Source organism: Herbaspirillum sp. DW155 (genome assembly GCF_037076565.1).
Lineage (GTDB): Bacteria > Pseudomonadota > Gammaproteobacteria > Burkholderiales > Burkholderiaceae_D > Herbaspirillum.
Genome location: NZ_AP029028.1, coordinates 4,611,958 through 4,632,935, shown reverse-complemented (window position 1 = coordinate 4,632,935; position 20,978 = coordinate 4,611,958). Strand labels below are relative to the sequence as shown.

Annotated in this window: 18 protein-coding genes and 1 pseudogene; 9 read left to right on the top strand and 10 right to left on the bottom strand. The window is 58.4% G+C overall.

Annotated elements, in window-relative coordinates:
• Positions 1-33: 33 nt before the first annotated feature.
• A pseudogene (locus tag AACH55_RS20960) lies at positions 34-123 on the bottom strand (hypothetical protein); the annotation flags it as partial.
• A gap of 199 nt (positions 124-322) precedes the next feature.
• Entirely contained in the window at positions 323-790 is a 468-nt protein-coding gene (locus tag AACH55_RS20955; protein ID WP_338716564.1) for an Imm72 family immunity protein, read from the bottom strand.
• A gap of 96 nt (positions 791-886) precedes the next feature.
• Between AACH55_RS20955 and AACH55_RS20950 the strand changes: the two genes are divergently transcribed.
• A protein-coding gene (locus AACH55_RS20950) for an IS3 family transposase (protein WP_338715475.1) occupies positions 887-2,121 on the top strand; the annotation gives its coding sequence in 2 pieces (ribosomal slippage) (positions 887-1,247 and positions 1,247-2,121; 1,236 coding nt in all).
• Here the strand turns inward: AACH55_RS20950 and AACH55_RS20945 are convergent.
• From AACH55_RS20945 to tssJ, 8 genes are all read right to left on the bottom strand, one after another.
• The gene (locus AACH55_RS20945; protein WP_338716563.1) at positions 2,093-2,743 is read right to left on the bottom strand and encodes an Imm71 family immunity protein; all 651 of its coding nucleotides are present in this window, start codon (positions 2,741-2,743) and stop codon (positions 2,093-2,095) included. The two genes, AACH55_RS20950 and AACH55_RS20945, sit on opposite strands and share 29 nt — an antisense overlap.
• Positions 2,662-3,048, bottom strand: a complete 387-nt coding sequence (locus AACH55_RS20940) for an Imm71 family immunity protein (RefSeq protein WP_338716562.1) — start codon at positions 3,046-3,048, stop codon at positions 2,662-2,664. Before AACH55_RS20940 ends, AACH55_RS20945 begins: the two co-directional genes overlap by 82 nt.
• A 354-nt stretch (positions 3,049-3,402) precedes the next feature.
• Positions 3,403-4,170: a hypothetical protein gene (locus AACH55_RS20935; protein ID WP_338716561.1), complete on the bottom strand. Its 768-nt coding sequence runs from the start codon at positions 4,168-4,170 to the stop codon at positions 3,403-3,405.
• A gap of 120 nt (positions 4,171-4,290) precedes the next feature.
• Positions 4,291-5,283, bottom strand: a complete 993-nt coding sequence (locus tag AACH55_RS20930) for a hypothetical protein (RefSeq protein ID WP_338716560.1) — start codon at positions 5,281-5,283, stop codon at positions 4,291-4,293.
• A 30-nt stretch (positions 5,284-5,313) separates the two neighbouring features.
• Positions 5,314-8,193 (bottom strand): type VI secretion system Vgr family protein, encoded by a 2,880-nt coding sequence (locus tag AACH55_RS20925; RefSeq protein WP_338716559.1) that lies wholly within the window; start codon positions 8,191-8,193, stop codon positions 5,314-5,316.
• 37 nt (positions 8,194-8,230) lie between these two features.
• On the bottom strand, positions 8,231-9,004 hold the full coding sequence (icmH, locus tag AACH55_RS20920) for a type IVB secretion system protein IcmH/DotU (RefSeq protein WP_338716558.1): 774 nt from the start codon (positions 9,002-9,004) through the stop codon (positions 8,231-8,233).
• A gap of 2 nt (positions 9,005-9,006) precedes the next feature.
• Positions 9,007-10,353 (bottom strand): type VI secretion system baseplate subunit TssK, encoded by a 1,347-nt coding sequence (gene tssK / locus AACH55_RS20915; RefSeq protein ID WP_338716557.1) that lies wholly within the window; start codon positions 10,351-10,353, stop codon positions 9,007-9,009.
• Positions 10,354-10,414: 61 nt separating this feature from the next.
• Positions 10,415-11,044 carry a type VI secretion system lipoprotein TssJ gene (gene tssJ, locus AACH55_RS20910; protein WP_338716556.1) on the bottom strand — a complete coding sequence of 210 codons (630 nt, stop codon included), beginning with the start codon at positions 11,042-11,044 and terminating at the stop codon, positions 10,415-10,417.
• Between the two features lie 367 nt (positions 11,045-11,411).
• On the opposite strand from tssJ, the gene AACH55_RS20905 reads away from it, so the two are divergent.
• The 8 genes from AACH55_RS20905 (at position 11,412) to tssH (ending at position 20,926) form a co-directional block, all read left to right on the top strand.
• Entirely contained in the window at positions 11,412-12,035 is a 624-nt protein-coding gene (locus AACH55_RS20905) for a hypothetical protein (protein ID WP_338716555.1), read from the top strand.
• 89 nt (positions 12,036-12,124) lie between these two features.
• Positions 12,125-12,625, top strand: a complete 501-nt coding sequence (tssB, locus tag AACH55_RS20900) for a type VI secretion system contractile sheath small subunit (protein ID WP_008332276.1) — start codon at positions 12,125-12,127, stop codon at positions 12,623-12,625.
• Positions 12,626-12,636: 11 nt separating this feature from the next.
• Positions 12,637-14,130, top strand: coding sequence for a type VI secretion system contractile sheath large subunit (gene tssC / locus AACH55_RS20895; protein ID WP_338716554.1), 1,494 nt, complete (start codon positions 12,637-12,639; stop codon positions 14,128-14,130).
• 34 nt (positions 14,131-14,164) lie between these two features.
• Positions 14,165-14,656, top strand: coding sequence for a type VI secretion system tube protein Hcp (locus AACH55_RS20890; protein WP_338716553.1), 492 nt, complete (start codon positions 14,165-14,167; stop codon positions 14,654-14,656).
• Positions 14,657-14,798: 142 nt separating this feature from the next.
• Positions 14,799-15,287, top strand: coding sequence for a type VI secretion system baseplate subunit TssE (tssE, locus tag AACH55_RS20885; RefSeq protein WP_338720376.1), 489 nt, complete (start codon positions 14,799-14,801; stop codon positions 15,285-15,287).
• Positions 15,288-17,132, top strand: a complete 1,845-nt coding sequence (gene tssF / locus AACH55_RS20880; RefSeq protein WP_338716552.1) for a type VI secretion system baseplate subunit TssF — start codon at positions 15,288-15,290, stop codon at positions 17,130-17,132. It abuts the gene before it with no gap.
• Positions 17,096-18,184 (top strand): type VI secretion system baseplate subunit TssG, encoded by a 1,089-nt coding sequence (gene tssG / locus AACH55_RS20875; RefSeq protein ID WP_338716551.1) that lies wholly within the window; start codon positions 17,096-17,098, stop codon positions 18,182-18,184. Before tssF ends, tssG begins: the two co-directional genes overlap by 37 nt.
• Positions 18,185-18,256: 72 nt before the next feature.
• Complete coding sequence (gene tssH / locus AACH55_RS20870) at positions 18,257-20,926, top strand: type VI secretion system ATPase TssH (protein WP_338716550.1); 2,670 nt, start codon at positions 18,257-18,259, stop codon at positions 20,924-20,926.
• Positions 20,927-20,978 lie beyond the last annotated feature (52 nt).

Below are 20,978 nucleotides of genomic sequence, written 5' to 3'. Positions count from 1 at the left end.
TTGCTGCGCTCCCTTCAGTTGGGCGACGGCTTCATGAGCATCCATTTGCGTGCTGGTCACGCTTGCCCCGGCAGCGGGACGCGCCGTCGAGGAAATCAGCAAGCCCTCCGCACCGCGGACCACGCCCCAGGCATCGCTGCGCAATTCAAAGCCCTGGCCGCGATAGCTGCCACGCCGGGCGCCGGTGTCGGCCGGCGGCGGTAAGTTTCAGCCAGTTAGGCAGTGAGTCACTTGTCTGCGCTGGTCCGCAATCTTCATGTGAATGGTCACGAGTACCAATACGTGTGAGGGATAACAGGAAACTTCTGGTCAAGCAGATTCTTCATTCAGCCAGCACCCAGCGCACTGTGCGTCCCTGATGCAAGGGCAATAGCTCACCAGCCTTCAGTTCGATGCTGGCTGTTATATCGGACTCCACCAGCCATCTACCGGTCTTGGGGGCGGCCGTACCGCTTTCAGTCCAGGTGATCTCATCGCTTACTGACATGATTGGATCTGCCGATTTCTTTGCTTCAGGCTGGGCGAAACGGTAATGCTTTTCCTCTTCGGGGATAGAGCCGTTAGTATAGCGATCATCACGCCACAACAATCGCCAGGTAGTGTCCATATCCACGCTGTCATCAATGATGAAGGCGCTCGTCGTAGGCGCGGGGGAGCCCCCATGCAGATAGTTCATCGCACCCATTATGGAGAAAGGTGGTTCGGGTTTCTCTGCCTTTCCGAGCAGAAGCATTATCAGTGATGGCTTGGGAACATCGATCGGCTCCCAGATTCCCGAGCAAGGTATCAACTCACCAGTTCGAACGAATGTATTGTCTTTGGGATCAGTGGAATAGCCCCTTGAATCTCAGGACACGAAGACTCTCTTAAAATAGAGGATAGTCTTATGACCAGTTTTACGACTAGGCAAACCGTGGAGCACATCGAGATTCTGACCGAGCCGGAGCGTCGCAGAAGACGCACGCCCCAAGAAAAAATAGCCATCGTCCAGGAGACCTTGGCTCCTGGAGCTTCCGTATCAGCCGTTGCCAGGCGACACGGGGTGAACGCGAACCAGGTGTTTGGTTGGCGCAAGCAGTACCAGGAAGGCAGTCTGACCGCCGTCAAGGCTGGCGAGACGGTAGTCCCGGCCTCGGAGCTGGCCGCGGCCATCAAGGAAATCAAAGAACTGCAGCGGCTGTTGGGCAAGAAGACCATGGAGAACGAGATTCTGCGCGAGGCCGTCGAATGGGGCCGGTCAAAAAACCTGATTGCGCGCTCGCCCTTGCTGCCGGAGGACGACCAATGAAAGTGGTCTGTGACGTTCTCGGTGTGGCGCGCTCTGCAGTGGCAGTAAAACGAGCCCGGAGCCCGGAATGGCGAGATGGCCGTAGTGCTCGCAAAGTCGGCGACAGCGGCTTGCTCGAAGAGATTGAGCTGTATGTCGCGAGCTTGCCGAGCTATGGCTATCGCCGCATCTGGGCTTTGCTGCGACGTAGCCGGGAATCTCTGGGGCAAGCGTGCGTGAACCATAAGCGGGTCTATCGCGTCATGCGAGAGCACGCGTTGCTGCTGCGCCGACCTGGTGTGAGACGCGACAATCGACGCCACGATGGTCGCGTAGCGGTCAAGCAAAGTAATGCGCGCTGGTGTTCGGACGGCTTCGAATTCCGTTGTGATGACGGGGCTGCATTGAGAGTGACGTTTGCACTGGATTGTTGTGACCGTGAAGCCATCAGCTGGGCGGCCACTACCGGTGGGCATAGCGGGGATGTCGTGCGCGACGTGATGCTGGCCGCCGTGGAGCAGAGGTTTGGAAGCACGCAGACTCCACAGGTGATTGAATGGCTCAGCGACAACGGCTCGGCCTACATCGACCATCGCACACGCAGCTTCGCTCGCGAGCTGGGATTGGAGCCCTTGACCACGCCCGTGCGCTCGCCACAGAGTAACGGCATGGCGGAGCGGTTCGTAAAAACGATGAAGCATGATTACATCGCCTTCATGGACAAGCCCGATGTGCCTACGGCGCTCACGCATCTGGCCTCTGCCTTCGAGCAATACAATGAGCGCCATCCGCACAAGGCCCTGAAATACCGCTCGCCTCGCGAGTTCAGACGGGCTGCAGCATCAGTAACTTAACGATGTCTGAGTGTCCTGAATTGCGGGGGCAACTACAATCAGGAACTTCATGGAGCAAGGGCGGATATTTCCAAGACTGAAGCCGTTTCTTCAGCCATTCGTTGTAACGAACCGGTGCCGCTTCATCAGTGAAGCGAGATTCAAGGATGTATTTTGCGCATTGGCCCCAAGCCTTTGCCAACTGGATAAGCGCTTCACGGAATTCAGCCCATCGTGGCGTATGCTCCTCGTCGATTCGATTTTCTCCAATGTCGATGCGCTCCAGAAGTTGTGAATAGTGAGACAAGATACGCCGCGCCATAGCAAATTCTCCATTGGCGTCAAACTTGAAAACACGTTTATCGCCCTTTTTCAGGCGTATAACACCTTCTTCGCAGTGGGCGAGGCATTTAAGAATATAGGCGTATTCGGTATGCGATAAGGAGGTCTGATTGGTCCAGCCGCGATCATCAGCCTCGCGCACACTGGTCTCGGCGGCGTCCGCCCATGCGTTATAAAACGTTAGTATTCGCTGCCACGCAGTCAGCGAAGTTAGTTTCTTCAGAAGATAGAATAGCTGCTGTCGCTCGGACGGAGAGGGCAGCATAATGCCGTTGATTTTTCTATTGCCGTGTTGAGGCATGGATTAATGAGAACCTGTTCGTTATCTTTTCCCGCCTGTTCGCGAGCGCCGACACGTGCAGTTTGCACTTCTTCGCAATGGGCCAGGCTTTTTAAAAGGAATGTGTAGTCCGAATAAGGTAAGGATGTCATTTTCCCCCAGCCCCGGGTATCTGCTTCCCGAACGCTACTTTCTGCCACGTTCACCCAGGCTTGGTAAAACTCGAAAATCCGCTGCCACGCAGTTAGCGAGCTGATCTTTTTAAGATAATGGAAAATTTGGCGCCGCTCGTTCCTCGATGGGAGCAGGATGTCTTGGATATCCATATCGCTGAGTTGCCTTGCGGTCGGACTCACAGTTCGGTAAACCTTCGCAATCTTGGCTGGAGAGTTAGGGGGGGGGCTAGATTCTGATTGAAATCCCTCGCCGGTTACGTATGGGCAGTGCACTATTCTTAACGAATTGTCAGAGGAACGCTGTGCGATCTTCCTGGCGAAAGACAGTGTGAAGTCGTGAAGAAATGACCAGCCGTAATTGAGCCATTTCTCTGAGATGTTACGTGTTCCCCAGCGGCTATTGGACAGAGGTTCATCGCGCCATTTCGGATTGGTCCGATCAAGAGTTGGAACGCTGAATTTGTATTGAATCACCATCTTGTTTTTGATGGGGCCGGATGAGCGTCAAGGAATCGGCGGATCCTTATAGGATTCATCAATCCTTATTCCCTGTTGGCGCAAGGCGTTTTCAGCCTGCTGACGCTCCTCTTTCATTAGCTTTATTTCCGCAGGAAGCGCTTGCTGAAAAATGGTGCGCTTGTCGGGTCCAACCAATTGGCGGAGCTGTTCCTTCTCGGTCCTGAGATTATATTCAACGAAGTACGCGCCAGGTTGATGTACGTCGCCACGTGAAAGGTCGCGGGACAGAGTGATCGTCAGGTAGCCACTCTTGCTCGAAAACTTCCAAAGGGTGCGCTCAGGCAGATGCATCCATTCATTCAGTGTAGGAGGGTGGGCAGGATCCAGTCCATAGATGGAAGACGTAGATTGCGCATAGCGGATTGCCTCCGTTCCCGACAGGCGGGGGGCGTCCAGGTCGATATACCGACTCCAGGACGCCTTGCGTAGCCGTTCAAGAATGGATAGGAATTGCTGCCTGGCGGCGTCGTGCATGATTGGACTGCTGTCCGCCAGTCCAGCGTTGATGTTCCATTCGATGATGTTTTCGCTGGGAAAAGAAGCTGAGTAATTACCGGTCACGCTCAGTGCATGATTGACAACGAATAGAGTGTCAGCCGTCCCGACTTCAATAGTGCCGCGAGCATCCGTGGTCCATTTTGTCGAATAGAATTTCGCGCCGGAAGGATGGTCGCTCAATATAAAACGCCCAGGATATCTTTTGAGAATATCGTCACCGGACTGACCAAGTTGAATATGAATTTTCTGATCCATTGTGGGGTTTTCTCCTTTATCTTGCTTACCACAGCCACTTAGCATAGCGGAGGCCAAAGCAGCGCAAAATATTCTATAAAGCCATTCCTTTAACGAGATCGACATAGGACTCATGAAATCCTACAGAGGGTTATAGGCAGGAATATTCTGCGATTGATCTTCATTGACCCATCCGGCCATCGCATGAAGTTCTCTTTCCATATATTGCTTTTCATTCTGCATTAAAAAGTGGAAGCGTCTTGCCGCTTCGGTAATCCAATTCATGCGGCTTTCGAAATCTTCAAGAATGGTCGAGCCAGATGCAAGCGATTTTTTTTGTGCATCTTTGGTATCGCAGGCACTCGTGAAAGCCAGTTTCAATTCCGGCGATACCATATCGACAACGGGCCAGCGTTGCATGCCCACAAAGAAGGAAAAGCATTTGTCTTGATAGATCAGAGGTTGCAGAATGACTTTTTGTTCGTGATTTGCAATAGCCAACAAATGAGCCATTTTCAACTCCTCTTGCCTACTTCCAGGTCGGCTCGCTTCGATCTGCTTGACGAGATTGAACCCACTGATGATGTAATCGCATATGCTCATGTTTTTGATCTTGGCAAGTGCATCATCTTTCCACGGATAATTGGCCACTTGATCCTTGACAGGCTTAATGTAGCCTGATGCATCGCGACACCGAACACAGTCGTCAAAGCTTTTGTGGAAGCGTGTGTAGTACCAGTGCCACCCGCTGATGTCATAAAACAACCATAGATTTCCTTTAGCGAGCCCTTGAAATACAGGGTTGGCAATTACTACTCGGCCATCGTCCAATGAGCAAGCTACAGTTTTGCTGGCGAAGGCGCCGAGAGCCATCCAATAAAAGCGTCCTTTTTTTGTTGGGTCACCGTAATCTTCCGTTTCGAGATAGAAGCGTGCATAGCTAGCCGATATCCTACGAGCCCGATCACTGTAGATCGGGATGATGGAACCTTCATTACGTCCATGCAGCCTGCAGAGGCGTTTAGTGCTCATTTCCTGAATCATCGACCACATCAGAGTGCAGTCACACTTGAGCTCTTTCTTCGAGTTCTCAATGGTGTTGGTTTGCGACTGGACTTTATCAGAGGCGCCCATTTCATCTCTCCTTTGCATCTTTTTGGCTGCTCAAAATTTGGCCGGTACGATCTTGAACCACTCCATGGTGAACTCCACATTCTCGCTGACATCCGTGCTGACGCGCTCGCTCATGCCGTCCTTTGCGGTAGCTGCCAGCTGATCTCCGGCTGAACTCTTGATCCGATAAGGGATGCCAGAGAGTGGAGTCCCATTGGGATCCTTCACCACGAAGGCTTCGTCGAAGAGCTTGTACTTGGTGTCTGGCAGCGCAATGAGATCCGGAGAGACGCTCGCCCCACCCGGAAACGCATGCATCCCCCCCTTCACCGAAAACATCCCCGGACAAGCAAACGTAATATTCCCGCCCTCCAGCGTCACCGAAGCCTGCCCCGCCTGCAGCACGATCTTCTGGCGCGCCTTGATCTCGATGCCTTCATTGACGCTGATCACGCTCACATCCTTGTCGGCCAGCATCTCCAGCGCATCGGTATGCGCCTGCAATGAGACCGGTCCGTTGCCCGCATAAGCCTGGATACCGCCCTCATGCGCAAACAGAGTGGCCGCCTTGCCAGCGGCCAGACTGGTGGTGTCGGCAGCGGTCCAGTGGGTATCGCCCTGGCTGGTCCAGTGCAGGTTCTCGCCGGCATAGAGCACCGTGGAGGCAGTGCTGGCCCAGTTGATGTTGGCAGGGGATTCCATCAGCACCGCCGCCTTGGCGAAATTCTCGACCGGCTGCGCGCTGTCGCTCTCGCGGGATCCCTCTTTGCTCTTGAATGCATCCTGACCATTGACGCTACCCGGATGCTTGCCTTGGTCAGCCGGGTCGATGATGGAGATGAAATCGGTCTTGGCCTGCAAGGCAGCCGTACTATGCAGCGCCTGCTGCTGGGTAGCGGCGTCGCCCATCGTTCTGGCCAGTTGCTGCGCTCCCTTCAGTTGGGCGACGGCTTCATGAGCATCCATCTGCGTGCTGGTCACGCTGGCCCCTGCAGCGGGACGCGCCGTCGAGGAAATCAGCAAGCCCTCCGCACCGCGTACCACGCCCCAGGCATCGCTGCGCAATTCAAAACCCTGTCCGCGATAGCTGCCGCGCTGGGCGCCGGTGTCAGCCTGTTCGATCAGATGGCCGAGACTGAGCTGGGATCTGGCCCGGCTGGAGGCCAGCCGCATGCGTAGTTGCGATTGCGTGTCGTCCACCACCCATTGATTGAAACCGCTGCCATCATGCGCCGTGCTGTGCCATCCCGAGATCGTGCCGGCGTGGTTGGCTGCGGAATCAGCACCGGCCGGGAAAGGCGGCACATCGCTGCCGTTGTAGAGCTGCGCGACGACGACAGGCCGGTCGATATCGCCCTCGATGAAATCAATCAGCACCTCGCTGCCAATGCGTGGCGTGAACTGGCTGCCCCAGTTGGGGCCGGACTGGGCTTCGGCCACCCGTACCCATGTGCCGGAGGCGTCGTTGCCGGGCGCGTTGCCGTCTTTGTCATCGAGGTTGCCGGTCTCGCGCAGGCCGCCAGGATTCGGCGCCTGGCCGCGCTGCCAGTGGAACTGCACCTTGACGCGATGATTGCGGTCCGTGGTAATGGCAGCGTCCGGCAGGCCGGTGACCAAGGCGGTCTGCGTGCCGCGTGCAGTGGGCTTGAGACGCTCCGTGATCGCAGCCGGAACGATGGGAACCACATCGCGCACGGCCACGAAGCTGTTGCGGTAGGTGCCGGCTTTGAGTTCATCGTCTGAGCTGGCACGCGGCGATGGTGAACCGGCCCAGCCCTGGCCGAACGACGCGGGCAATACCTCGTCAAGGATCCGGACGATGTTGCTCTCGAAATTGTTGCGGGCACTATGGCTGACCGAAAGCAGCTTGAAACGGTTCTCTCCCTCGGGATAGCGCTCATGCTGGGTGAGCGCGAACTGAGCACCGGCACTGAACTGACGCACTGCGCCCGCACCTTCGAAGCGCTTGTTCTGCAGTTCCATGGCCTGCAGCATCAGCAGGGCATGCTCCGATGCCGCCTGCTGGTCGGCAAAGTCCTGCTGGCCGCTGCCGTCGTAGATCGGCAGGGCAGGGAGCTCGCCGGCATCCAGGCTGGAGCGCTCTTCGGCCGAAGGTGAAGAAATCTTCTCAGGATGCCAGCTGGCCAGGGCCACCGCGTTGGAACGGACGCTGCGCACGGCGCTGAAGTCGGTGATGGCATCACTGGACTCGGTGGCTGCGACACGGTGAAAGCGAACGCGCGTATCGCCACCCGGCAGGTCCGGCGCCTTGGCGTTACGGTCGAAGATGACCAGTTTGTGTCGCGCCTGTTGCTGGCCGGAGGCTTGACCATCGTCACCATCCTGCTGATGTTCGAAGCGGAAGTTGAGGCCTTCGCTGGCCAGGATGCGGCGCAGGAAGGCAAAATCGCTCTCACGGTATTGCGTGCAGATATCGCGCCGGGCGAGCGTCTGCGTCACGTCCAGCGAGAAATTGGCTTGTGGGTATTCCTTCAGGACTGCGCTGGCGATGTCGGTGATGCTCATGTCCTGGAACAGAAAGCTGTCGCGGCGCCGGTCGAGGAAGGCCAGGAAGGATTCCAGCCGCAGCCGGTAGCGTGCCAGACCGCCATCGGCACCCAGCCAGGAAGCCTGGGTGCAGTAGCCGTGCCAGGCGCGCCGGCTGCCATCGGCCTGCAGCAGCCGCAGGGTCAGCTCGGTGCCGATGAATTGCTTGAGATCGAGATCGGTGGAGACGGACAGCGCATCGATGTCGAACAGGAAGTTCTCATTGACGCTTTCCTGGCCGTGGAAGCGTTCCACCACCAGCGATTGAGGCAGGTCGGCAGCCTGGACGCTGCTCAGGGTGATCAGGCGAGCATGTTGCGACAGGCCTGGACCGAAGAGCTGGCTGATGACGCTATTGAGAGTATCGGGAAAGGGCGGATTCATCCGAGTGGCCTTCCATGAAATTCAAGGGAGATCGCGCTCAGGGCAGCGTAATGGTCAGGTTGGCCGTGCGTGGCGCCAGCTTGACGATATCGGAATAGCCGGCAAGTCCGTTCTCGGTGCCGCTGGTGAGCATCCAGTTCAGGCCCAGGTAGGCAAACAGGGCGATCAGTGCGAACAGGGAAGCCACCACCCACAGTGGTACGTCATTGCGCAGCTTGTTGACGATGGCATCGGGCCGCGCCCAATGCGGCGCGAATCCTGCGCTCTTGCCCTTGAGGTGGGCGATTTCGTCACCCAGCCGGGCGGTCAGATAATTCAGTTTTTCCGGACCTTCCAGCGCGTACTTTCCCTGGAGCCCTAGCAGCAGGCACATATGAAAGACTTCCAGCGCCTGGATGTGCGCATTGCCGCGTACGCGCAGGTCTTCCAGCTGCTTGAAGAAATTTTCACCTGCCAGTTGATCGCCGAACATGGTCAGCTGCAAGGGACGGCGCTCCCAGGCATCGCGGATGCCAAAGCTGGAGCGCAGGATGATTTCATCGACCGAGGCGCAGAAGGCATATTTGGCGGCATAGACGTCTTCGGGCGAGACATCGAGCTTCTTGGCATTGCGCTCCACGTCGCCGAGGAATTTTTGCATCTTGACCGCGAAGGAAGCTTCATCCACCGGCGCGCTGCCGTTCTTGAGCATGAAGAGCGCGTAGAAGCCGTCATACATCAGATCCAGCAGCGAACGCGCATTGACGGGGGCGCTGGCCATCTGGGCCGACGGCAGAGGGTCGGCATCGAGCAGGGAAGGGGCTGAAGTCATGTTCATTGCGTCACCGCCAGGAGTTCAAGTTTGAGTTCGCGGATACCGGAGGGCACATAGATGCAGATCGATTGCGCCTGCAGCATACGTTCGTACATGGCCCCCTTGCTTTCGAGCGTGAAGTAATAGGTGTCCGGACGCACAGGCAGCGCAGCGGGCACCTGGGGCGAGTGCACCAGCTTGACGCCCGGCAGTGCCGCCAGCACGAATTTCTCCACATCGTCGGGCGCGCCGATCTTGAAGCGCAACGGCACCACCTCGACCAGCTCGATGGCCGGCAGGTCGGCGTTGACGGCGAGATAGAAGCTGGTCTTCTCGTCGATCTTTCCCGAGTCCAGCATGCCCATGTGATAGGAGGGCTTGTTCTCGTGCAGGGCGATGGCGAAATAGCGTGAGGAGATGACGGTATCGAGCAGCTCGCGGATGATGCCATCGAGCCGGGCGAACGGCGGGCCGGGATCGCGGTGGTCATAAGGAGGCAGGTCCGCCAGCGCCAGGCTGCGCGAGAACGTCATCAGCGAACCGGCCAGCGCCAGCAGTTGTTCAAAGAGGCGCTCGGGATGCAGCTGGGGGGTGTTCAGATAATGGGAAAGGCTGGCGTAAGCGGTGCTGGCTGTATGCAACAGCCAGAACGAGGTAATGTCGCCGGAACGGAATTCCACCACGCTCTTGCTCGGTTCCCGATGATGACCGTAGAGCGCGCTCACCTTGGCCTGCAGGGCATCGAGCAGGCGCCGCAGGCGCAGGAACAGCAGGGGCGCCGCCTGCACGGAAAGGCTGGGCGCAACGAAATCCGGGTCCAGCTCGAATCCGGATGAGCTTGCGCGGCGCAGGCGTACGATCGGGATGCAGACCAGCGAATCGCGCGGTTCGTTTTCCGATACCAGCCTGACCGCTTTCTTCAGATAGCTCATTTCGGCCTTGGCGGCGTCGGTGAAGAGATCGGGCGTTTCGATATTGTCTTGAACGTAGCGGCTCGACTGATGATTGCCGGTGCCGGAAGCGAAATTGCTGCCGAAGCTCTTCAGTGCCGGCAGGGCCGCATAGAAGGTGACGGACTGCTGCGACAGTGGAATCTCGGTCAGCTCGATGGGATCGGGCAGGTCGTCGGCGTCCGGGGCCTTGTAGATTTCACCATCCTGGAAGATGGCCGACAGTTCGATGATACGCAGCGTATTGTTGTTCAGGGCATCGCGATCCACCTGAAGGGAAGAGACGCCCCAGCAATAGGGATTGAGCGCCAGCGCGGTCTGGTGCAGACGCGTTTCGTGATAATGATCCTGGCGCTGGAAGTGTTGCGGCCGGAGGAAAAGACCTTCGCCCCAGAGGACTTTGTTGGAGTGATTCACCTGGATTGCCCCGTTGTGATGATAGTCATGTCGCGATGCCTTGCGAGTTGTTGTTTGAATTTCAATGACACTGAACCGGTGCCAGCATCAGATTCTTTTCCAGCGGCTTGCCCTGCGCATCGATGGCGACCGCCCCTGCGCCCACGGTCAGTGAGCAGGATTGCAAGCCGACGGTGATGCCGTTCTTCTCTGCTTCGTCGGCCTTGAAGACCGCGCGCCAGCGCTGCTGCGCCGGGTTGACGAACAGCGCCACCACGCCGATATAGCCGGCTTCATAACTGACCTTCTCGGAAATTTCATAGCGCTGGCCTGGTACCAGCGTGACCTCCTTGACTTCCAGAAGATCGGCTCCCAAGGCTTCCTTCTCTTTTTGCGCGCTCAGGAACGTGTCGTATGACGCTTGTTGAAAACTAATGTTCTGCTTGAGCTTATAAATTTTTACGACCAGGGCCAAGGGGCGCTGCTGCGGGTCCAGGTTGAGCGCCTTGGAGGCATGCAGCTTGATGGGGACGGTGCGCGGCTGCTTCATGGCATCGGGCACTTCCGGGGTATCCGGTTTTTTCAGGCCCAGCGCCTCCAGTGTGGACTTGGCTGCCTGTGCGACCCCGGTCGCCGCGCCAACGGCGGCACAGCCGGACAGGGAAAAGATGGCAACTCCCGTTGCCAAGTAGTTAATCAATCCTTTTTTCAACTCTGCCCCGTATGTTCTATTGGATTTCTGATGAGCGATTTCTCGCGTGCCGAAAAAATTTTAGGAAGTCTCTACAGATTGCGGAACTGCGTTTTCCCGTGAAGGTCTATGCGATACATTTGGACGAGCTTAAGTTCAAATTACTTAAAACTATTAAGTCGGGAAACAACCTGATAGTCGTAATTAGAACGTGGCGTAGTTAAAAAGTGCGGTTTCCAAAAGCATCAATTTCGCCCGAAAACTGTCGTCGCATCTCATTCGCAATCTAAAAATCAGGAATCTCCGGAATTTTTCGGTCCCGGCTAATTTGCTTGTGCGATCTCGTGCAAGGCTTTCTTAATGTCATAAATATAAGGAGTGGTTTCCAATGCGTGCGAGCAAATTGAAGTCAGGTCTGATCATCCCGGCGTTGCTGGCAGTGATGTTGGCGGGATGCGCCAATACCCAGACCAAGCCCAGCCCCGAGGACGAGGCCAAGAACACGTTGGAAAGCGGAGTGGCGCAGGCCAACACCGCGCAGGCGGAAGGCAAGAGCGATGAAGCGGTGTCGGTACTGAAGGTGGTGGCGAGCCGCTTCCCCGCCGACAAGACGCCGTGGGTGCGTATCGCCCAGATCCGTTTCGATGCGGGTGACTACAGCGATGCGATCGTCAACGCCCAGGAAGCGCTCAAGCGCGACCCCGCCGACAAGGTGGCCAACAGCATCGTGACAGTCTCGGGGCTGCGTCTGGCAACGAAGGCGCTGGGGGATCTGCGTTCGCAGAATGCTCTGAATGGTTCGGTCAAGACCGAAGCTCAGGATCTGACCAAGATTCTGCGTGAGAGCCTCGGCGAAAACACCCTGGTCCCGCCGCCGGCCAAGGCGGCAGCAGCGCCGCGTGCTCGCGGCAAGGTGGCGCGCAAGGCGGCACCAGCCCCGGCTGCGGACGCCGATGCCGGCAATGGCGGCAGCAGTGGCAGTGGCCCCAATCCGTTTGGCAATCTGAAGTAAGGCGTGCCGGCGGGACACTTACCGTGCTCCCGCCTTTCAAGCCGCCTCAGGTGATGGGGCGAGTCACTCAATACAGCAGCGGAGCAAACATGGCCAAGAGAGAAAGCATCCAGAAGAAACTGCAAAAAGTGCGTCCCCCGCGCGTGCAGATGACTTATGACGTCGAGATCGGTGACGCCATCGAAAAGAAGGAGTTGGCCTTCGTCACTGGCGTGGTCGGAGATTTCGGCGGAAATTCGGAGGTGCCGCAACCGCGCCTGAAGGATAGAAAATTCATCAACATCGATCCCGACAATTTCGATGAAGTGATGAAGGGGATCGAGCCCCGCGCCGTCTACCGCGTCCCCAACGAGCTCTCCGACAAGGGCGGGGAATTCGCCGTAGAGCTGAAGTTCCGCTCGATGGAAGATTTCCGCCCGGAGTCAGTGGTGCAGCAGGTCGAGCCGCTGCGCAAGTTGCTGGAAGCGCGCACCAAGCTGGCTGATCTGCGCAACAAGATCGCCGGCAACGACAAGCTCGAAGACATCCTCAGCGACGTGCTCAACAGCACCGAGAAGCTGGCCGAACTCAGCAAGCAAACCAACAAGTAAAAGAGATCCTCATGTCCGTTCAAGCCCACACCGACGCTGCCGCAAGTGCCGCGCCTGCCGCTGCCGGCAGTACTCTTCTGGACGATATCGTCGAACAAAGCAAGGTCGCGAAGTCGTCTTCCGAGCATGACCGCGCCAAGGATCTCATTTCCGAACTGGTCAGCCAGGTCATGGAAGGCACCGTAGTCGTCTCCGAGAATCTGTCGGCAACCCTGGATGCGCGCATTGCCGAACTGGACCATCTGATCTCCAACCAGGTCAGCGCCATCATGCATGCGCCCGAGTTCCAGAAGTTGGAAGGGAGCTGGACCGGGCTGAACTACCTGGTCCGCAACACCACCGTCGGCGAGAACCAGAAGATCAAGATCCTCAACGCCACCAAGAAGGAACTGGTCAAGGACTTCAATTCGGCACTGGAGTTCGACCAGAGCGCCATGTTCAAGAAGGTGTATGAAGAAGAATTCGGCACCTTCGGCGGCGCGCCCTTCGGTGCCTTGCTCGGCGATTTCGAGATCACGCGACAACCTGAAGATATGTACTTCATCGAGCAGATGTCGCGTATCGCCGCCGCTTCTCACGCTCCCTTCATCACGGCCGCCTCGCCGGAGCTGTTCGGCCTGGAGAGCTTCGCCGACCTGGGCAAGCCGCGTGACCTCTCCAAGGTCTTCGATACGGTTGAATATGCCAAGTGGAAGTCCTTCCGTGAATCCGAGGATTCGCGCTATGTCGGCCTGACGCTGCCACGCTTCCTCGGTCGCCTGCCTTTCAACCCCAAGGATGGGACCACGGTCGAAGGCTTCAACTTCGTTGAGGACGTGGATGGCACCGATCATTCCAAATACCTGTGGTGCAACGCCGCCTATGCCTTCGGCAGCAAGCTTACCAAAGCCTTCGAGGATTTCGGCTGGTGTGCAGCGATCCGCGGGGTGGAGGGCGGTGGCCTGGTCGAGGACTTGCCTACCCACACTTTCAAGACCGATGAAGGCGAAGTGGCCCTGAAGTGCCCCACTGAAATTGCCATCACCGATCGCCGCGAGAAGGAGTTGTCGGATCTGGGTTTCATTTCGCTGGTCCACTGCAAGAACACCGACTACGCCGCTTTCTTTGGCGCGCAGTCCGCCCAGAAGCCAAAGAAGTACAACACGGACGCCGCCAACGCCAATGCGGTCCTGTCCTCGCAGTTGCAATACATCTTTGCCGTCTCGCGAATCGCTCACTACATGAAGTCGATGATGCGGGACAAGATCGGCAGCTTTGCTGCCGCCTCGAACGTCGAAGACTTCCTCAACCGCTGGATCGCGCAATACGTGCTGTTGGATGACAACGCCACGCAGGAAGCAAAAGCGCAATTCCCGCTCCGTGAAGCTTCGGTACAGGTGTCGGAAGTGCCGGGACGGCCAGGTGTTTATCGCGCCGTGTCGTTCTTGCGTCCGCATTTTCAGTTGGATGAACTGTCGGTGTCGCTTCGGCTGGTTGCGGAGTTGCCGCAGGCAGGTAAATCCTAACTATTTTTCCTCCCTCATGTTTACAGGATAAGTTATGGCAATTGACGTCTATCTGCAAATCGACGGCATCAAGGGTGAATCCACTGATGACCTGCACAAGGATTGGATCGAGTGCAAGACCGTTGACTGGGAAGTCCTGCAGCCGAAATCGGCAACTGCATCGACCGGTGGTGGTCACACCGCTGAACGTTGCGAGCACAAGGACATCGTGTTCACCAAGGTGGCTGACCTGGCTTCGCCCCTGCTGCTGCAAAACTCTTCCTCGGGCAAGACCATCCCCAAGGCGAAGTTCGAATTCATGCGCGCCGATGGCAAGGGCGAGCGCGTGCGTTACTTCGAAATCGAACTGACCAACGTCATGATCAGCAGTGTCAAGCCGTCCATCGAATCGGGCGAGATCCTGAACGAAAAGGTCGGCCTGAAGTACTCCACCGTGAAGTGGAAGTACACCCAGCAGAAGAAGGATGGCGGTACCGCCGGCAATACCTCGGGCGGCTGGGATCTGTCCACCAATAAGGTCATCTAAGGGAATCTTGCACTGAACGGATGAGCTGTCGTCAAAAGAACAGACATTCATGAAGCTGTACGACGTCCGCCGGTCTTCCGGCGGACTGCCGTTTTCAGCGCCAATCGATACCAACATCCGATCACCAGAAGCGGGAAAGCATATGAAAGGCTTCGCGCCCAGCCTGTTTGACAAGCTGATGAATGATGGACCACGTTCTTCCTTCAGCCCTGTCGTCAGCCGCCTGTCGATAGAGGAGCTCAAGGATGTCGTGGCGCGAGACCTGGAGGCGATGCTCAACACGCGCTCGGTCGTTCCCGAGGAACTGCTTCAGCAGTATCCGGAATGCAGCAATTCCATCATCGCCTATGGCCTCAATGATTTTGCCGGCATGAGCCTGGCCAGCCTGGATGACCGCACGGCGATCTGCCAGTCCCTGGAGCAGGCCATTACCCGGCATGAGCCCCGGCTGCGCAACGTGAAGGCCACGCTGGAGATTCAGGAAGGTTCGATCAACCGTCTCAACTTCGCCATCAGTGCCTTGCTGGTGGTCAATGCTGCGCGCGAGACCGTCAATTTCGATGCCGTGCTGCAGCCTTCTACCTTGCAGTATTCGATCAGCAAGTCGCGAACGACCCGCATAGGAGTTTAAGTGCAAGAGCTGCTACCTTATTACGAGCGCGAGCTGAGCTTCTTGCGGCGGTATTCGCGCGAGTTCTCCGAGCGCTATCCCAAGATCGCCGGCAGCCTGCTGATGGCCGGCGAGATCTGCGAAGACCCGCATATCGAGCGCATGATCCAGTCCTATGCGCTGCTCAACGCGCGTGTTTCCAAGCGGCTGGATGATGATTATCCCGAATTCACAGAGGCCTTGTTCGAGGTTCTCTATCCGCATTACCTTCGTCCTTTCCCCTCCTGCTCAATCGCGCGCATGGATTACGCGGCATCAGCCGCGCAGTTGACCAATGCCACCATCATCCCGCGTGGTACAGCGCTGTCCACGCGGCCGGTCAAAGGGGTGGTGTGCCGGTTCCAGACGGCGTATGACGTACCGGTGGCACCGATGCGCCTCTCTCACGCCGTCTTCTCGCCCATCATCGATGCGCCGGAGGCGGTCGTGCTGCCGACCTCAGTGACGTCTTCCCTCTCCATTACCATCGAGACCACGACGGAGCAGGTCACACTGGCCAAGTTGGGACTGGCATCCCTGCGCGTATTCATCGATGGCGAGGCATCGTTCTGCGCGGCCCTGCGCGACAGCCTCTTCATGCGCAGCACCGCAGCCTGGGTGGAATTGCCACGTAGCGGTCGCTGGACCGCCCTGCGCAAGCTCCCTCTGGCGGAGGTCGGGTTCGCCGAAGAGGATGCACTCATCGACTTCCCTTCCCAGTCGCATCCGGCCTACCGCCTGTTGACCGAGTATTTTGCTTTCCCCGAGAAATTCAATTTCTTTGATATCGACTTGTCGGCGATCCTCGCCGTGCTGCCCGCGAATACCAAAAGCTTCACCTTGCACCTGGGCTTGTCCGGCCTGCGTGCCGATTCGCATATCGCCCGGCAGCTCGGGGGCGTCAGCGCTGCCAATCTGCTGTTGGGCTGCACCCCCGTCATCAATTTGTTCAGCCAGCGCGGCGATCCGATCCGGCTTACCCATGCCGGTGCCTCCTATCCGGTCTTGCCCGACGGCCGGCGTGCCTTCGGTTATGAGGTCTATTCCATCGATTCGGTACAACTGGTGCGGCAGACCCCCCAGGGCGAATCGATCACGCAATTCCGCCCTTTCTATTCGCTACGCCACGGACAGGCCCCCGAGAGCGAGGGCCATTACTGGGCCATGCGTCGTGATGAGCTGGTGGCGCTGAAAAGCCCCGGATATGAAACCGAGATCACCATCGTCGACATCGATTTCGATCCCGCCAAGGTCGAGACCGACACGCTGAGCATCGAGCTGACCTGCACCAACCGCGATCTTCCGGCCCTGCTGACCTATGGCTTGCCCGGCGGCGACCTGAGCCTGGAAGGCGGCGGCGTGATCCGTACCGCCGCCCTGTTGCGCAAGCCGACACTGCCTTCGCGCTTCGAACGCGGACGCGGCGCGCAATGGCGGCTGATCTCGCATCTCTCGCTGAATCACCTCTCCTTGATGCGTGGGGGGCTGGAAGCCTTCCAGGAGATGCTGACGCTCTATGACCAATCCAATTCGCCCATTTCGCAACGCCAGATCAGCGCACTGGCCGCCATCGACCATCGGCCCACGACCGCATGGTTACCCGGCAATCCCTTTGCCAGCCTGGTCCGTGGCATCGAAGTCAAGCTGACCGTGGACGAAGAGGGTTTCGTGGGAAGCGGACTACACGCCTTTGCCGGCGTGATCGACCGCTTCCTGGGCTTGTACGTGCACGCCAACAGCTTCTCGCAGTTGACCGTGATATCCAAAAGAACCGGGGAGGAACTCTTGAAATGCAGGCCACGCAGCGGAGATTTGAGCCTAGCGTGATCGAGCGGCTCTTCGCCGCTCCCCATCGCTTCCAGTTTTTCCAGGCCGTGCGCATGATCGAGCTCTGGTTCAAGCGCAATGGTGTGCCGCACGAACGTGCGGTCAGTGATTTCCTGCGCTTTGCCAACCGCACCGTGCTTGGTTTTCCGGCCAGCGAGATCGAAGGGATCGACACCTTCCCGCCGCGCGACGAGGAAACGAACTCGATCGCTCAAATGGAACAGGCATTACGTAGCGGACAGATGAAGTACGTCCGGCTCACGCCGACCTTCATGGGCTTCCTGGGTGGCAGCGGTTCGCTGCCGGCGCACTATACCGAGCGTATTGCACGTCACCAGATTGAGCAGAGAGATGAAGGGCCGCGCGCCTTTCTGGATGTGTTTTCGACACGTTCGCTGGCCTTGTTCTACCAGGCATGGAGCAAATATCGTCTGGCTTTTCAATACGAAGCCGGTCGCCGCGACACCTTCCTGCCCTTGCTGCTCTCGCTCTCCGGGCTGGGCTTTCGTTCTCTGCGCGAGCGTCTGCAGGATCTGGAAGGCAACGGGGTACGCGACGAATCGCTGGCCCATTTTGCAGGTGCTTTCCGCCATCGGCCTGCCTCTGCGCCGTATATGCAGAAGGTGTTGGGGGAATATTTTTCGGTGCCGCTGGAAATCGAGCAATTCGTCGGCTATTGGTACAAGGTTCCGCGCGAACACCAGACCATGCTGGGATCGACCAATTCTGCCCTCGGCACCGCCATGGCGGGCGAGCGGGTATGGCAGCGCGACCTGCGCATGCATCTGCGCATCGGCCCGCTGGCGATGAAGGACTTCGAGCAGTTCCTGCCCGGGAAAAGGGCCTCGCTGGCCCTGGCGCGCATGTTGGGAATGTTCACCAGCTCTACCCTTGAATATGAAGTGCAACTGGTACTGCGCGCCCAGGATGTCCGCGGGATGGCGCTGACAAGCACACGTGAAGGCGGACGTCTTGGATGGGATACCTTCATCGCCACCGCGCCCGAGACACGGGACCGCGCCGATATCCGCTACGAGATTGCCATGCAGTGACGTGAACGAAAAGTACAAAAACCAGGACGGCCGCCGCGGCCGTCACCACCACCAGCAGGAAGGAAGAGCAGCATGGGCATCAACCTCAAATCCCTCATCAGCAAACTCAACGACACCGCGCGCCTGGCCACTGAGCGTGCGGCCACGCTGTGCATGTCGCGCGGCCAGTATGAAGTCGACCTGGAGCATCTGTTCCTGGCGCTGCTCGAACAGCCGCAATCCGACTTCAGCCTGATCGCGCGCCGTAGCGGCATCAGTACCGACAGCCTGCAAGCCGATCTTGAGCGCGAGATTGCCACCTTCAAGAACGGCAATACCCGCACCCCCGTTCTGTCGCCGCACCTGCAGACGCTGTTTGAACACGGCTGGCTGATCGCATCGCTGGAGGGTGGCAATCCCTCCATCCGCAGCGGACATCTCTTGCTGGCACTGTTGACACAGAGCGAACTGTCTCAACTGGCTTATCGTGGCTCCAAACTATTCGCCAAATTCAAGGTGGACGAGCTCAAGCATGACCTGCACCGGCTTGCTGAAGGCTCCATCGAGTCGCCCGCGACGGGAAATGCCGACACACACGATGATGCAGAGCATGGCGGCGATCCGGTGGGCGAACTCAAGCAGCGTACCGCCTCGAAGACGCCTGCGCTGGACCAGTACACCACGCCGCTGACCCAGCGCGCCCGCGATGGCAAGATCGATCCGGTCATAGGGCGCGATGCCGAGATCCGCCAGGCCGTCGACATCCTGCTGCGGCGCCGTCAGAACAATCCCATCCTGACCGGCGAAGCCGGCGTGGGCAAGACTGCCGTGGTCGAGGGGCTGGCGCTGCGCATCGTTCAGGGCGACGTGCCGCAGCCCTTGCAGGGCGTGGAGATCCATACGCTGGACATGGGCCTGCTGCAGGCCGGGGCCAGCGTCAAGGGCGAGTTCGAGAATCGCCTCAAGAACGTGATCGATGAAGTCAAGAAGAGCCCGCATCCCATCATCCTCTTCATCGATGAGGCGCACACCATGATCGGCGCCGGTGGCCAGGCCGGGCAGAACGATGCGGCCAATCTGCTCAAGCCGGCCCTCGCGCGTGGCGAGCTGCGTACCATCGCTGCCACCACCTGGAGCGAATACAAGAAGTACTTCGAAAAGGATGCAGCGCTGGCCCGGCGTTTCCAGGTCATCAAGGTCGAAGAACCGACCGAGGAGGTGGCCTGCGCCATGTTGCGCGCCATGGCCCCGCTCATGGAAAAGCACTTTGGCGTGCGTGTCTATGACGAAGCCATCACCGAAGCCGTCCGCCTTTCACACCGCTACATCAGCGGCCGTCAGCTGCCTGACAAGGCCATCAGTGTGCTCGATACCGCTTGCGCCAAGGTGGCGCTGGGGCAGAATGCCACGCCCGCGTTGCTGGAAGCCGTCACTCGCCGACTGGAACGTCTGGATGCGGAGATCTCCGCCCTTCAGCGCGAGACAGCCAGCGGTTCGCCGCATCAGGCGCGATTGGCCGATCTGCAGAAACAGCATGCTGCCGCCCTGGCCGAACAGCGAGATCTGCAAACGCGCTGGCAGCAGGAGCGCGAACTCAACGAACGCATCCAGCAAGCCCGGACTGCGCTGGAAGACGCCAACAAGGATGGCGCTGCAGCCTCGGACGCAGAAACCGCGCGTGCTGAACTGAAGCAATTGCTGGACGAGCTCAAGGAGCAGCAGGGTGAGGCGCCGATGGTCCCGGTCCAGGTGGATGGGCAAGTGGTCGCCGAGATCGTGGCTGGTTGGACCGGCATCCCGCTGGGCAAGATGGTCAAAGATGAAATCAAGACCGTGCTGGGCCTGGACGACCTGCTGCGCGAGCGTGTGCTGGGGCAGCCGCAGGCCACCTCCGCCGTGGCCCAGCGCGTACGCACCTCGCGCGCCAATCTGGATGACCCCGGCAAGCCCAAGGGCGTGTTTCTGTTCGTAGGGCCGTCCGGCGTCGGCAAGACCGAGACGGCGCTGGCGCTGGCCGATGTGCTCTACGGCGGTGAACGCAAACTGATCACCATCAACATGAGTGAATACCAGGAAGCGCACACCGTCTCCGGCCTCAAGGGTTCGCCACCGGGCTACGTCGGCTATGGCGAAGGTGGTGTGCTGACCGAGGCGGTGCGGCGCAATCCCTACAGCGTGGTGCTGCTCGACGAGGTGGAAAAAGCCCACCCGGACGTCCTGGAGCTGTTCTTCCAGGTCTTCGACAAAGGCGTGATGGATGATGGCGAAGGGCGCGAGATCGACTTCAAGAACACCATCATCATCCTCACCAGCAATGTGGCGTCGTCGCAGATGATGCAGGCCTGCCTCAACAAGACCCCGGAGGAATTGCCGACACCCGATGAACTCGACGCCCTGATCCGCCCGCAGCTGGTCAAGGCGTTCAAGCCGGCGTTCCTGGGACGGTTGAAGGTCATTCCCTACTATCCGATCGCCGACGAGGTGCTGGTCGAGATCATCAAGCTCAAGCTGGCACGCATCGCCAAGCGCATTGCAGAGAATCACAAGGCCGAGTTCAGCTACGACAAGGCACTGGTTGAGGCCGTGCTGGCGCGCTGCACCGAGGTCGATTCGGGCGCACGCAATGTGGACAACATTCTTAACGGCAGCCTTTTGCCGGAGATCGCCGAAAGCGTTCTGGCGCGCATGGCCGAAGGGCAGGGCATCAGCCGCATCAAGGTATCGGCCAGCAAGAAGGGCGATTTCAAATACACCATCCAGTAAGCCTCACGAAGTGATCAAGACCATGACGTGTTCTTCCCCTTTCCTTCATCTG

Bases quoted from the DNA above. Each gene is read 5' to 3' on its own strand.
- AACH55_RS20945 (WP_338716563.1), bottom strand. From the start codon at position 2,743: ATGCCTCAACACGGCAATAGAAAAATCAACGGCATTATGCTGCCCTCT.
- AACH55_RS20905 (WP_338716555.1), top strand. From the start codon at position 11,412: ATGCGTGCGAGCAAATTGAAGTCAGGTCTGATCATCCCGGCGTTGCTG.
- tssC (WP_338716554.1), top strand. From the start codon at position 12,637: ATGTCCGTTCAAGCCCACACCGACGCTGCCGCAAGTGCCGCGCCTGCC.
- AACH55_RS20925 (WP_338716559.1), bottom strand. From the start codon at position 8,193: ATGAATCCGCCCTTTCCCGATACTCTCAATAGCGTCATCAGCCAGCTC.
- AACH55_RS20930 (WP_338716560.1), bottom strand. From the start codon at position 5,283: ATGGGCGCCTCTGATAAAGTCCAGTCGCAAACCAACACCATTGAGAAC.
- tssH (WP_338716550.1), top strand. From the start codon at position 18,257: ATGGGCATCAACCTCAAATCCCTCATCAGCAAACTCAACGACACCGCG.
- icmH (WP_338716558.1), bottom strand. From the start codon at position 9,004: ATGACTTCAGCCCCTTCCCTGCTCGATGCCGACCCTCTGCCGTCGGCC.
- tssE (WP_338720376.1), top strand. From the start codon at position 14,799: ATGAAAGGCTTCGCGCCCAGCCTGTTTGACAAGCTGATGAATGATGGA.
- tssB (WP_008332276.1), top strand. From the start codon at position 12,125: ATGGCCAAGAGAGAAAGCATCCAGAAGAAACTGCAAAAAGTGCGTCCC.
- AACH55_RS20935 (WP_338716561.1), bottom strand. From the start codon at position 4,170: ATGGATCAGAAAATTCATATTCAACTTGGTCAGTCCGGTGACGATATT.
- tssG (WP_338716551.1), top strand. From the start codon at position 17,096: ATGCAGGCCACGCAGCGGAGATTTGAGCCTAGCGTGATCGAGCGGCTC.
- AACH55_RS20890 (WP_338716553.1), top strand. From the start codon at position 14,165: ATGGCAATTGACGTCTATCTGCAAATCGACGGCATCAAGGGTGAATCC.
- AACH55_RS20940 (WP_338716562.1), bottom strand. From the start codon at position 3,048: ATGGATATCCAAGACATCCTGCTCCCATCGAGGAACGAGCGGCGCCAA.